16 protein-coding genes are annotated in these 12,629 nt (G+C 43.4%); 8 read left to right on the forward strand and 8 right to left on the reverse strand.

Features of this window, described 5'->3' with window-relative positions:
* Positions 1-2: 2 nt before the first annotated feature.
* Positions 3-365 (forward strand): helix-turn-helix domain-containing protein, encoded by a 363-nt coding sequence (locus TOL2_RS04315; RefSeq protein WP_014956311.1) that lies wholly within the window; start codon positions 3-5, stop codon positions 363-365.
* A gap of 6 nt (positions 366-371) precedes the next feature.
* On the opposite strand, the gene TOL2_RS04320 is transcribed toward TOL2_RS04315, so the two are convergent.
* The 6 genes from TOL2_RS04320 to TOL2_RS25375 all read right to left on the reverse strand — a co-directional run bounded on the left by TOL2_RS04320 (position 372) and on the right by TOL2_RS25375 (position 3,789).
* A complete protein-coding gene (locus TOL2_RS04320; RefSeq protein WP_014956312.1) occupies positions 372-707 on the reverse strand; it encodes a toxin-antitoxin system TumE family protein in 336 nt (111 codons plus the stop codon).
* Positions 700-1,014 carry a hypothetical protein gene (locus tag TOL2_RS04325; RefSeq protein WP_014956313.1) on the reverse strand — a complete coding sequence of 105 codons (315 nt, stop codon included), beginning with the start codon at positions 1,012-1,014 and terminating at the stop codon, positions 700-702. Before TOL2_RS04325 ends, TOL2_RS04320 begins: the two co-directional genes overlap by 8 nt.
* 76 nt (positions 1,015-1,090) lie before the next feature.
* Complete coding sequence (locus TOL2_RS04330) at positions 1,091-2,113, reverse strand: Rpn family recombination-promoting nuclease/putative transposase (RefSeq protein WP_014956314.1); 1,023 nt, start codon at positions 2,111-2,113, stop codon at positions 1,091-1,093.
* A gap of 75 nt (positions 2,114-2,188) precedes the next feature.
* Positions 2,189-3,184, reverse strand: coding sequence for a UDP-N-acetylglucosamine 4,6-dehydratase family protein (locus TOL2_RS25365; RefSeq protein WP_232508147.1), 996 nt, complete (start codon positions 3,182-3,184; stop codon positions 2,189-2,191).
* A complete protein-coding gene (locus TOL2_RS25370; RefSeq protein WP_232508060.1) occupies positions 3,082-3,585 on the reverse strand; it encodes a nucleoside-diphosphate sugar epimerase/dehydratase in 504 nt (167 codons plus the stop codon). The genes TOL2_RS25365 and TOL2_RS25370 overlap by 103 nt, the downstream gene beginning before the upstream one ends.
* A 12-nt stretch (positions 3,586-3,597) precedes the next feature.
* The gene (locus TOL2_RS25375) at positions 3,598-3,789 is read right to left on the reverse strand and encodes a hypothetical protein (protein ID WP_232508061.1); all 192 of its coding nucleotides are present in this window, start codon (positions 3,787-3,789) and stop codon (positions 3,598-3,600) included.
* 207 nt (positions 3,790-3,996) lie between these two features.
* Between TOL2_RS25375 and abiEi the strand changes: the two genes are divergently transcribed.
* The 6 genes from abiEi (at position 3,997) to TOL2_RS04365 (ending at position 8,713) form a co-directional block, all read left to right on the forward strand.
* Positions 3,997-4,536 carry a type IV toxin-antitoxin system AbiEi family antitoxin gene (gene abiEi, locus TOL2_RS04340; protein ID WP_014956317.1) on the forward strand — a complete coding sequence of 180 codons (540 nt, stop codon included), beginning with the start codon at positions 3,997-3,999 and terminating at the stop codon, positions 4,534-4,536.
* The gene (locus TOL2_RS04345) at positions 4,526-5,455 is read left to right on the forward strand and encodes a nucleotidyl transferase AbiEii/AbiGii toxin family protein (RefSeq protein WP_014956318.1); all 930 of its coding nucleotides are present in this window, start codon (positions 4,526-4,528) and stop codon (positions 5,453-5,455) included. Before abiEi ends, TOL2_RS04345 begins: the two co-directional genes overlap by 11 nt.
* 372 nt (positions 5,456-5,827) lie before the next feature.
* On the forward strand, positions 5,828-6,544 hold the full coding sequence (locus TOL2_RS04350) for a hypothetical protein (protein WP_014956319.1): 717 nt from the start codon (positions 5,828-5,830) through the stop codon (positions 6,542-6,544).
* Entirely contained in the window at positions 6,441-7,445 is a 1,005-nt protein-coding gene (locus TOL2_RS04355; protein ID WP_232508062.1) for a hypothetical protein, read from the forward strand. Before TOL2_RS04350 ends, TOL2_RS04355 begins: the two co-directional genes overlap by 104 nt.
* 213 nt (positions 7,446-7,658) lie before the next feature.
* Positions 7,659-8,354, forward strand: a complete 696-nt coding sequence (locus TOL2_RS04360) for an Rpn family recombination-promoting nuclease/putative transposase (RefSeq protein ID WP_014956321.1) — start codon at positions 7,659-7,661, stop codon at positions 8,352-8,354.
* The gene (locus TOL2_RS04365; RefSeq protein ID WP_014956322.1) at positions 8,351-8,713 is read left to right on the forward strand and encodes a hypothetical protein; all 363 of its coding nucleotides are present in this window, start codon (positions 8,351-8,353) and stop codon (positions 8,711-8,713) included. Before TOL2_RS04360 ends, TOL2_RS04365 begins: the two co-directional genes overlap by 4 nt.
* Positions 8,714-8,818: 105 nt before the next feature.
* Here TOL2_RS04365 and TOL2_RS04370 read toward each other — a convergent pair whose 3' ends face one another.
* Positions 8,819-9,199 (reverse strand): polysaccharide biosynthesis protein CapD, encoded by a 381-nt coding sequence (locus TOL2_RS04370; protein WP_014956323.1) that lies wholly within the window; start codon positions 9,197-9,199, stop codon positions 8,819-8,821.
* A gap of 146 nt (positions 9,200-9,345) precedes the next feature.
* Here TOL2_RS04370 and TOL2_RS04375 point away from each other — a divergent pair, with 146 nt between their 5' ends.
* Entirely contained in the window at positions 9,346-10,386 is a 1,041-nt protein-coding gene (locus TOL2_RS04375; RefSeq protein WP_014956324.1) for an Rpn family recombination-promoting nuclease/putative transposase, read from the forward strand.
* A 223-nt stretch (positions 10,387-10,609) separates the two neighbouring features.
* On the opposite strand, the gene TOL2_RS04380 is transcribed toward TOL2_RS04375, so the two are convergent.
* On the reverse strand, positions 10,610-12,520 hold the full coding sequence (locus tag TOL2_RS04380; RefSeq protein WP_014956325.1) for a polysaccharide biosynthesis protein: 1,911 nt from the start codon (positions 12,518-12,520) through the stop codon (positions 10,610-10,612).
* Positions 12,521-12,629: the final 109 nt, after the last annotated feature.

The raw sequence follows: 12,629 nt of genomic DNA on the forward strand, positions 1-12,629 counted from the left end.
AAATGTTAACAGCAGAGCAAATCATAAAAGAAATATACCTTCTTCCAATGGAAGAAAGAAAAAAAATCGCACATCATATCATAGAATTCGGAATAAAAATATCTCATAGCGATCTTCCTGAGATTCTGGACGTAAAGGAGTGGCAGAACGAAATAGCAAGCAAACCGTTTAATCTGAAACAAGCATCGGAATATCTTGGAATATCATCTGTAACACTAAGAAGATGGATCAAAACAGGTCGAATATCAGCCTATAAGGTAGGGAGAGCTTATTCATTGGAGGTGTTGGATCTTAAAAAATTCAAAGAAAAAAATCGAACCGCCAAGCAAATCTCCAAATCCGACTTCTCAATAAGCCAAGCCTGACCCCAATTACAATTTTTTACAGATACTATTCAATACATCTCCCAAAGATATTTTTGTCGATTCAAAGACTTCATTCCCAATGTGTTTATGGTGCGGAAAAGTCGAAATGTCCGGCCAATGATTTGCGTTATCCCAACGACAAATCAAATTCTCAAAGGAATCTATCCAATGATAGGCATACTTTCTCTCTTTATTTTTAAAAACGTATTCTTTTATGAAGAGCTTTGAGTCGTTCGTGAACGTTAATTCCACCTTAAACCGAAGCATCTCTCCTTCCTGCTCATAAAGAGAAACATGAAAAGATTTAATAAAACGTTCGTGCCTGGCGATCAGATCAAGCATATTCCAATTCCTGCTTTTGCTTCTTAAGTCTATCAATCGCCTCTTTTGCAAAACGCCAGTCTAAGTAATCGTCCTCTTTCGTAAAGACCTCTTCATTTTGTAATCCTTCAATTTTTGTCTGAAATGTCTTAAAGTCCATATGATATTTAGCTTCAAAATGCTTATTTTCCACCTCATATTTTTCAATTCTGGCCATAAGCATGAATAAAGCCTGATTTTTCACAAAAGCTTTTAAATTTTTAAAACCTAACTGAGTAACAATGGCTCCTGATTTTTCTGTAAATTTTAGATCTAAAGAGGTATCCATTTTATTGCCTCCCATTGTTTTTGTCTGTATGTCGGCTCGAAATTTGTTAATCGTTTGATGTTTGACAAATCAGATTTCAATTCAGCAATGCCATAATCTCTGAATCATCCCTTGCAGTTTTGATGGCATCTTTGATTTTTACAAGTAAGCTGATGTCATTAATATCCATAATTCGAGACATGACCGAATACATCTTGTCTGGAAATTTAAGAGTCATACCCAATTCTATTGCCTGCCTCAAACCTTCGATTTTACCTTCGATTTTACCTTCGATTTTACCTTCGATTTTACCTTTAATTTCCCCTTCCATCCGAAGTTTATCTGCAAGTGTCATGATATATTCTCCTTCTCTTCTGGAAAGTGCCTGTTCGACAATTTCCTTCAATGTTTCCGTGGAAACCTCATTAACTGCACTGGATAGATACAAAAATATGGTTTCCAGATACTGCAGCCCGGTATCTTTTTTCATTAACTCCCGCATCAATGACAGGATGCCCGGCAGTTTTTTCAGCAGGTCCGGATCAAAAATGTGCTTGAACAAGAGCTGCATCACCCTTGCCATGACCGTTCCCTTGATCTCGTCATCGGAAAAACGGGTCAGATCATACAGCCTGAAGCTAAAATCAGGAATGTACTCCGATAGCTCTTCCAGCGGATCGGAAAGCAGAGAAGAAAACCGGATACGTTTTGTCGGCCACGACTGCTCACCGTGGTAGATCAGCATCGGCAGCACAATTGGCAAGGGCGGCTTTTTCTTTTTCCCGTCCTGATGTTTCAAAAAAAGCCGCCATATTTTTACCATATATTCCAGCAGCTGGAGATGGACATACTTGTCATAGTAACTTTTGTGCTCAAACAGAACATAGACATAGGCGGGGTTCCCGGATAGATTCACTTTATACAGCATGTCTGAAAAATAGTCCCGAAGATCCGTTTCAATAAAAGAATCCTTGCATATTTCAAGGCTCTCCAGATCCATCAATGCCAGTATATTGCCCGGCAAAGAGTTTTGCAGAAAACTGCGAGCATTGTCAGGATTGCTCGAGACCTCCCGAAATAACTTGTCATGGGGATTGGTTATTTTGGTTTCTTCACTCATGGCTATACTTTAAAATCATTCCGAGGTTTGGTCAAGGAGTATGAACAAAAAAGGGGAGTGACCGCCTGACCCCAACTAGAGGACGCAGGTGCTGTTTTGTACCTCGTATTCGGGGACTATTTGTTTCATTTTCTGGCGGATGCCCTGGACATCATGGAGGAGGGCTGTGGTGTAGAGGTCGTTTAGCTGGGTCAGCAGTTGGTTTCTGAAGGCTTGCTGTGTGCCCAGGCCGTTCCAGTCTCCATTGGCTTTGAGTACCATGATTTTTTCATGATGGGTGGGCACGATTCCTTCTCCTTCGGTGATCAGTTCCTCGTACAGCTTTTCTCCCTGGCGAAGTCCTGTGAACTGCACTTCAATATCCGTGTCAGGCTCTTTGCCGGACAGTCGGATCAGGTCCCTGGCCATTTCTGCGATCTTGATAGGCGTGCCCATCTCCAGGATAAAAGTTTCCCCGCCTTTGCCCTGAGTACCGGCCTGGAGGATCAATTGGGATGCCTCGGGAATGGTCATGAAATACCGGGTCACCTCGGGATGGGTCACGGTGACCGGTCCGCCCCGTTCAATCTGTTCCCTGAACAGGGGAATGACAGACCCGGATGATCCCACCACATTGCCGAATCGCACCGCCATCATGCGGGTGCCGTTGCCCATGTAGCTTTGCACCAGCAGTTCACACACCCGCTTGGACGCGCCCATGATGTTGGTGGGCCGCACCGCCTTGTCCGTGGACACCAGCACAAAATAGCCCACCCCATACTCCAGGGCCTTTTCCAGCATCACCTGATTGCCCCGGATATTGTTGGACACGGCCTGCCAGGGGTTGCGTTCCAGCATGGGCACATGTTTGTATGCGGCGGCATGGAAAATCACCTGGGGCTTATAGCGCTGCATCACCCCGTCAATGAGGTCTTCATCCTGAATCTGGCCCAGGACCGTGGCGTACCGCTGATACCCGGCCCGGTGCTTCAGCTCCATCTGGATGCTGTATAGATTCGGCTCGGACACGTCCAGAAGCACCAGCTGCCGGGGCTGAAATTTGATAATCTGGCGGCACAGCTCACTGCCGATGCTGCCCCCGGCCCCGGTGACCAGGACGATCTTGTCATGGATATACCCGGAGATTTTGTCGGTGTCCAGTTCCACGGGTTTTCTGCAATCTTCCGGAACAGTTTTTCACTGGCACTGCCGGCACCGTAAATCAGAATCCGCTTATGGTCACGTCTCCTTTTAAAAAAATGAAAGGTGGTGCCCCCGTCCCGATGCAGGGCCAGCTCGGTAAACATGAACCGGATCAGAAGCCGAAGCCCGCCGGTAAAAAGCAGGGCCAGAACCCCATCAATGAGAAATACCGATCGGGAGTAGCCGACAAATCCATGGATCACTGCAATGCCCGACACCAGCACCATTGAAGAGAGCCCCACGGCCCTGCACAACCGCCACCCATCCTTCAGTCCGCTATACCGGAACATCCCCCTGTAAAGCTACATGGCAAAAAAGGCCGAAGACTTGATCAGCAGCGCAATGGGAAGCAGCTGCCAAAACTGCTGCAGCCACACATCCGGAAGACTGAATTCAAATCGAATGAAATAAGCAAAAAACAATGCCAGGGAAAACAGAAGCAGATCCAGAAAGAAGATAATATAAAAATTATAATTTTTCAGTTGAAAAAACATATTCGCTTTTTATCCGCAAACAGGCTTCAATGCAACCCATAAATGGATCAGTTGCCGGCATGCGCCTGAGTCCATACTGACATCGCTATTATTCAATAAGCCAATAAGCCAAGCCTGACCCCATTTGTTCTACCTTGACAGTGCAGTCTTTTTTTTGATATACAGAAAGTATAATTTTTTATAGATTTTGTGTCCACCTGGAGAGTTATGAAAAAAACTGAGGCTTTTACTGTTCTTCGTTGCTGGGATAAAAAAGGACGATACGTGTTTACTAAACGGGATTTGTCCAAGCTGTTTTTTAAAGATAATTCCAAAACCTTTACTGAGGGTATCAATCGTCTGGTCCATGAAGGGTGGCTTATCCGTGCCTGTCGTGGAATTTATGTCAACCCCCACGCACATTCCTTTGACGGTTATGTGATCGAGAGAATAGCTGTTGCCTTGCGTCGTGGTGAGTATAATTATGTCAGCCTTGAATCAATGCTGTCGGAATATGGGATAATTTCACAGATTCCCATTGACAGGTTGACAGTTATGACAACCGGGCGTAAGGGGACATTTAACACGCACTATGGTGTTATCGAATTTACACATACAAAACAATCTGTATCTGATATTCTTTCATTTATACAAAGGATTAAAGGTAGACCTTTGCCTGTAGCTACCAGGGAGACTGCCTGGAGGGATCTCAAGAGGGTGGGCAGAAATATTCAAATGATAAATAAGGCTGCGTTATATGTTTCATGAAAAAAAGATCCTGACAAAACTCGTTGAGCAGGCTATGAAAATGGACGGGCAGACACATATGCGTCCTGTCATTGAAAAAGAGTTACTGCACTATGATATCCTGTTTGTTTTGGACAAGGAAAAATTGCTTGATAAACTGACCTTTCAGGGTGGGACATCACTTCGATTGTGCTATGGGGCTGTCAGGTTCAGTGAAGATTTGGATTTTGTTGGAGGACGTAGTTTTGCTACAGGTCATCTAACAGAAATGAAATCCTGTATTGAACATTATATTGGATTAAAATACGGGTTGGACGTTATGGTTAAAGAGCCCAAAGAAATGGCTCAGGAACCGCAATGCAGGGATATCCAGGTTGACAAATGGCAGATTATAGTTATCACTGAACCTGATCGCCGTCATTTACCCAGACAAAAGATAAAAATTGAGGTGGCTAATATTCCTGCATATTCAAAGGTCCCCCGTTCTTTGCAGCAAAATTATGAGTTCTTACCGGATGGATATGCAGATACCCTTGTCATGGTGGAGTCTCTGGAGGAAATCATGGCAGACAAATTGATTTCGTTGGTAAACTGCCAGACTTATATCCGTCACCGTGATATTTGGGATTTGAGATGGCTCAGACAGCAAGGTGTGAAGATTAACGTTGAATTTATCAAAGCCAAGCTTTTGGATTACAAGGTTGTTGATTACTTTAAAAAGCTTGAGGAAATGCGGTTAGGATTGCCTGAGATCGTTCATGGAAAAGCTTTTCGGGATCAAATGTCCAGGTTTATTCCTTTGGATGTCCAAGAACGTACATTATTCAAGGAGAAATTCTATATTTTTTTGATAAATGAAACAGCTCTATTGTTTCAAGAGCTTGCCCAGCTTTTAAACAAAAAAGATAAAAAAGAATGTGGTGATGATTTTTTGATCTGAATTCTATGAGTCGAGCTTTTGTAATAAGCCAACAAGCCAAGCCTGACCCCAATATAAGGTACGTTGACAAAACCATGCTTGCAGGTACTGCCAGTTAAATAATACTCTATTTTTAGGCCGTCAAAAAGGTGCGGTTAACAGATCGCTTACAGAGTTATATTCCTGTACGCCCGGCATTTCAGTTATTGCGGTATATGGTTGAACAATGGTATGAGCTTGAAAAACAGGGGGCATTGGGCAAAAAATTACCGAACTAAAGTTCGAAAACTGCCAAACCATCCGTAAAAATTTTCATCCATAAAAAATTGATTGTTCACGAGTAATCTTTTATAAAAGTAAGCACCACACGAACTTTATATTTAGGAGTTACCCGTGAACAATAATTCATTTATAAATCAGTTTTCAGAAAATATCAAATTCCATTACACCTGTTTTGACCGGGTCATTATCCGTGGATACATCCGGAATTTTTTTTCCATGGCCTGTGTGGTTCTTTTTCTCAAAGCCATGGGGTTTTCAAAAAAGACCAATGGTGTCATAAGAATCTTCACGGATCAACTCAATTCACACATTTCCAAACAGGCTGAAAGATTTGGTGTTCAGATCCATTGGTGGCCTTCGATAGGTGGTGGTGTCAATGGTGCCAAACAGAAATTTTTTGAAAATATTTATGCCTGTAAATTCGAAGGTCAAGGCAATCATGTTTTTTGCATCCTCACAGATAAAGAAAATGTTAGAACCGTTGCATCAAAGGAATTCATTACCAAAAAGGGGAAAAAACATCATGTACTGTATAAATGCAGAAAACCGGTCAAACAATATTACATATATTTTCATGATTCAGTACTGGGCGGCCCCTGTTATCTGAAAATATCATCTTATCTTCCATTTCCCTGTGAATTCTACTTCAACGGCCACAACTACATCAAGCTGCAGCTGGATAAAAAAGGCGTGTCATATAAAATGAAGGAGAACGCTTTTACCCATGTTTCCGAGCCTGATGTTCTCAACCAGGCAGCAAAACAAATCAATGGTCAATTGGTCCAGCAAAGAATTGATTATTTGGATGAACCTTTTTTTCAAGTTTGATAAAGGCAAATACGCCACCTGGTCCAAACATTTGAAACACGAGTGGTACCTGACCCAAACCGAAGTCTGCTCCAATGTGATTTTTAAATCAGCCCGCTTCTGTACAAGTCTCTTTGAAAGGCTTTTGGATAAGTTTTCACGTGTCGGATTGCCCGACACCATTGCCAGAATTTTTAGCCGACGGCCAGCCCGTTCAAATTCAAAGTCCTATTGGAGACTGTACGATAACAATGCCTGTGTCAAACACTGGTTCAGGGGAAACGCCATCAAGCAATACAATAAAACCGGATACCTGATCCGAACTGAAACCACCATCAACAACCCCAAATCGCTGGGGCTTAAGAAACCTGTCCTTTTTTTACAGGCCTGCCTGTGGTCCGGAGTCGGATGCAATGATCGGTTGTTGAATTGCTGTGCTGATGTGGATACTGCCACCATTTATGATGGAGAGGCAGACCCTTTTGATCAGCCAGTCCTGGATCACAAAGATCGAAAAATCACCCCGCCAGATTTGAGAAAAGAACGGCAACTGGCCCTGTGTGAGGAGTTGCTTAAACCCCGATATTCCGTCCATGGTTTCAAAACAGTGGAGTTAAAACAGATCTTGGATGAATTTTTTGGAAATTCTGCTCAAATTCGGTATGAAATGAAAAAATTGATAGTACGTGGCGCTGTTGAAAAGCAGAAAAACAAATCATTCTATGGGGTTACACAAACCGGCTGGAAATGGCTATGGACGTCAATTACCTCAAAGTGCTATTTCAGAAATCCTGTAATTTCAGCCACTTTTAAAACTGATATCCAAAACTCTTCGACACAACCATACATTTTGGAAGAGGGCCTTGCTCTTATCAATCAGGGCTTAAGCCAGATTACACAAGGCTTGGCGGTTAATGTGTGAAATCCAAAAACATAAATTTTTCTCACGTTTTTTTAAAACAAAGCCTATAGATGGATTGCCTCATTTTTTTGGGAATATCATCCATGCCGGGTAAAGTAGGAGCAGATCCAGATGATCATACTCTGAACTCACTATTGTTCAATAAGCCAATAAGCCAAGCCTGACCTCAATATAAATCTTGCAAAATAAAACAAACATGATTAAATTGAAAACATGAATAAGCAGAATGAGGACAATCAGGAAGTAAGCAGAATCCAGGATAAATTTTTCTGGGATATCTACGGCAGACCCGTGAATACAGCTGGTTTTTTAAAGGATTTTCTGCCTTCCAATATCCTGGAGGCGCTTGATCTTAATCATATAGAGGTTAATAAAAAAAGTTATCTCAGTGAAGAATACAAAGAACACTATACCGACCTGGTGGTAGAAACCAGGTTTACTGATAACGCTGAAGAGCCTGTATTTGTATATTTTTTGCTGGAACATAAAAGTTATGTTCCGACACGTCCGGCATTTCAGTTGTTGCGGTATATGGTTGAACAATGGTATGAGCTTGAAAAACAGGGAACATTGGGCAAAAAATTACCCCCGATATTGCCCATCCTGATTTACCATGGAGAAAAAGGCTGGACACCAGGGGTTCATTTTCATGATATTGTCAATATACCCCATGATGATATGAAGGCGTATATACCGGACTTTCAATATTTTTTAAGTGATGCCGCTGCTGAAGATGAAGACAGGTATAACACGTCTGTGGTTATCAAATGCTGGTTTATTGTTGTTAAATATTTAAAAGCTCCTGCAATGCGGGAGAAACTGTTTGTGGTGATAAAACTGCTCCACGCCAATTTTACCAAACAGGTCTGGAGCAGGAGACGGCTGTTGAGTATGTTGAAATTTTCATGAAATATCTGGCAAATACAGACAACAAAGTCACAAAGACAGATGCCGTAAAAGCAATTGAAACAATTTTTCCGGAGAGAGGTGCTGATATGGTTAAAGGATGGGCAAAAGAATATGTAGAAGAAGGCATGGAAAAAGGCATGGAAAAAGGCATGCTTGCCGATGCAAGGGAAATGGTTTTAAAAGCCCTTGATATAAAGTTCAGCAATAATGTGCCTGAAGACATACAAAAAAAAATAACTGCCTTGAATAACAGAATATTGCTGAAAGATCTGCTTGGTCATGTCATACAGAGCAAAGACATAGATGGATTCAGAAAAATACTCCAGGCGATACCCCCTGAACAAATGCAGGAACAATAACTTGGCTGGCAGGGTGTCAGGCTTTTATAAAAAGCCAATAATCCAAACCTGACACCCACAACACACTACCCTTATTGCTTAAAACCCCCTTTTTGGTATCAAAAACTACGTTCTAAGCCCTTTTTCGTTCATATTATAGATAACATTACGCATAAAAACAACAGTTACCAGGGTCAGACCCGCTATAATCCTGCCGATGCTGCCCCCGGCCCCGGTCACCAGGACGATTTTGTCATGAAGATACCCGGAGATTTTATCCGTGTCCAGTTCCACGGGTTTCCTGCGCAGCAGATCCTTATAGGCAACGTCCCGCAGGGTCTTGATGTCCACCTTGCAGTCAATGATGTTTCCCAGTCCGGGCAAAGTGCGAAAAGGTATATCACACGCCTTGCACGCCTCCACAATGGCCCGCATCTGGGCACCGGTGGAAGATGGCACGGCTTCATCCGTTATATATTGAGGACAAATATTGTGTAATTTTATCATTTAAACACCTGTTTGTAACTTCTTAGAAATGATCATGGTGTCGGGCTTTTGTAATGGCGGGGTTTATTCTCTTGACAAGGACCTTTTAATGGGTGACCCTAATATTAAATCTTGCAAAATAAAATAAACATGATTAAATTGAAAGCATGCATGAGCGGGATGAGGACAATCAGGAAGTAAGCAGAATACAGGATAAATTTTTCTGGGATATCTACGGAAGGTCCGTGAATACAGTTGGTTTTTTAAAGGACTTTCTGCCTTCCAATATACTGGAGGAGCTTGATCTTAACCATATAGAGGTGAATAAAAAAAGTTATCTCAGTGAAGAATACAAAGAGCACTATACCGACTTGGTGGTAGAAACCAGGTTTAAAGATAACGCTGAAGTGCCTGTATTTGTATATTTTTTGCTGGAACATAAAAGTTATGTTCCGACACGTCCGGCATTCCAGTTGTTGCGGTATATGGTTGAGCAATGGTATGAGCTTGAAAAACAGGGAACATTGGGTAAAAAATTACCGCCGATATTGCCCATCCTGATTTATCATGGAGACAAAGGCTGGACACCGGGGTTGCATTTTCAGGATATTGTCAATATTCCCCATGATGATATGAAGCCATATATACCGGAGTTTCAATATTTTTTAAGTGATGCAGCTGCTGAAGATGAGGACCGGTATAACACGTCTGTAGTTGTCAAATGCTGGTTTATCGTTGTTAAATATTTAAAAGCTCCTGCAATGCGGGAGAAACTGTTTGAGGTGATAAAACTGCTCCACGATTTTCTTGAGCAGGAGACAGCTGTTGAGTATGTTGAAATTTTCATGAAATATCTGGCAAATACAGACAACAAAGTCACAAAGGCAGATGCCGTCAAAGCAATTGAAACAATTTTTCCAGATAGAGGTGATGATATGATTAATGGATGGGCAAAAGAATATGTAGAAAAAGGCATGGAAAAAGGCATGGAAAAAGGCATGCTTGCTGAGGCAAGGGAAATGGTTTTAAAAGCCCTTGATACAAAGTTCAGCAATAATGTGCCTGAAGATGTACAAAAAAAAATAACTGCCTTGAATAACAGGATATTGCTGAAAGATCTGCTTGGTCATGTCATACAGAGTAAAGACATAGATGGATTCAGGAAAATACTCCAGGCGATACCCCCTGAACAAATGCAGGAACAATAACTTGGCTGGCAGGGTGTCAGGTTTTTATAAAAAGCCAATAATCCAAACCTGACACCTACAACACACTACCCTTATTGCTTAAAAGCTCCTTTTTGGCATCAAAAAGTATGCTCTAAACCCTTTTTTGCTCATATTTCAGGTAACATTACACATAAAAACAACGGTTATCAGGGTCAGACCCGCTATAATAGCCTGACAGCACCCAATACCCAATACCCAGAACCTACAAAACACAGGTGCTGTTCTGGACCTCGTATTCGGGGACGATCTCTTTCATTTTTTGGCGGATGCCCTGGACATCATGGAGGAGGGCTGTGGTGTAGAGGTCGTTTAGCTGGGTCAGCAGTTGGTTTCTGAAGGCTTGCTGTGTGCCCAGGCCGTTCCAGTCTCCATTGGCTTTGAGTACCATGATTTTTTCATGGGGGGTGGGTACAATGCCTTCCCCTTCTGTGATCAGTTCCTCATAAAGCTTTTCCCCCTGGCGAAGCCCGGTGAATTGTATCTCAATATCATCATCCGGCTCTTTGCCGGACAGCCGGATCAGATCCCGGGCCATGTCCGCGATTTTGATGGGCGTGCCCATCTCCAGGATAAAGGTTTCCCCGCCTTGTCCCTGGGTACCGGCCTGGAGGATCAATTGTGACGCCTCGGGAATGGTCATGAAATACCGGGTCACTTCGGGATGGGTCACGGTGACAGGTCCCCCCCGTTCAATCTGTTCCCGGAACAGGGGGATGACAGACCCGGAAGATCCCACCACATTGCCGAACCGCACCGCCATCATGCGGGTGCCGTTGCCCATGTAACTTTGCACCAGCAGCTCACACACCCGCTTGGACGCACCCATGATATTGGTGGGCCGCACAGCCTTGTCCGTGGACACCAGCACAAAATGACCGACCCCATACTCCAGAGCTTTTTCCAGCATTACCTGGTTGCCCCGGATATTGTTGGACACAGCCTGCCAGGGGTTGCGTTCGAGCATGGGCACATGCTTGTAGGCAGCGGCATGGAAAATTACCTGGGGCTGATAGCGCTGCATTACACCGTCAATGAGATCCTCGTCCTGGATCTGGCCCAGTACCGTGGCATACCGTTGATATCCGGCCCGGTGCTTCAGCTCCATCTGGATGCTGTATAGATTTGGCTCGGACACGTCCAGAAGAACCAGCTGCCGGGGCTGAAATTTGATGATCTGGCGGCACAGCTCACTGCCGATGCTGCCCCCGGCCCCGGTCACCAGGACGATCTTGTCATTGATATACCCGGAGATTTTATCGGTGTCCAGTTCCACGGGTTTCCTGCGCAACAGATCCTTGTAACTGACATCCCGCAAAACCTTGACGCTGACCTTTCCGTTGATCAGTTCGCCCATGCCTGGCAACGTCTTAAAGGGCAGGGCGCATGCCTTGCACTCGTCCACAACCCGCCTCATCTGCTGCCCCGTGGAGGACGGCATGGCAATCAAAACTTCCCGGATCTTGTGCTTCTCCTTGATGCCAGACAATTGCTCTACTCCGCCCAGCACTGGTACACCGTGGATGGCTCGTCCCTGTTTTTTTTTGTTATCGTCGCCAAAGCCCTTTATATCATAATTGAGCCTGGGGTTTTCAACGATTTCCCGGTAGAGCTTTTCACCGGAGTTACCAGCCCCGTAAATCAAAACAGGCATAACATCCTTGTTTTTTTTAAACATATTAAACCCGGACTTGTTTTCCTGCTTGCTCATGTATTCTTTGAAAAGAAACCGTATGGAGATCCGCAGGCCCCCGGTAAAAAGAAAAGTGAGAACCCCGTCAATGAGAAATACTGCCCTTGAATAGCCTTGAAACCGTTTCATAATGAGTATAATGGCTATGATGATCAGGGAGGACAAGACTGTGCCCCTGAAAAGTTTCAGTGAATCTGAAATCCCCACATACCGGAACATGCCCTTGTAAAGCCCCATAAAAAAAAATGCCGCCGCCTTGACAATCAGTACAAGGGGCAGCATTTGAAGCATCTGGTTAAGCATTGACCGATCGAGGATAAACTCAAACCGGAAAAGATATGCAAAGAAAAAAGCAGTTGAAAATAAAATTAGATCAAGAAAAAAGATGATGTAAAAATTAGGATTTTTAAGTTGGATAAACATGGCCTGTGATCCTTTTTTTTGGGGGGGGGCATTAGGTTCTGGGCGTGGCATTTTCGTATGATATCAATTATTCGGTCAAGATCTTTGTTTGTCATGGCTGTCCCGGAAG

It is taken from the genome of Desulfobacula toluolica Tol2, assembly GCF_000307105.1.
GTDB classification, from domain to species: Bacteria; Desulfobacterota; Desulfobacteria; order Desulfobacterales; family Desulfobacteraceae; genus Desulfobacula; species Desulfobacula toluolica.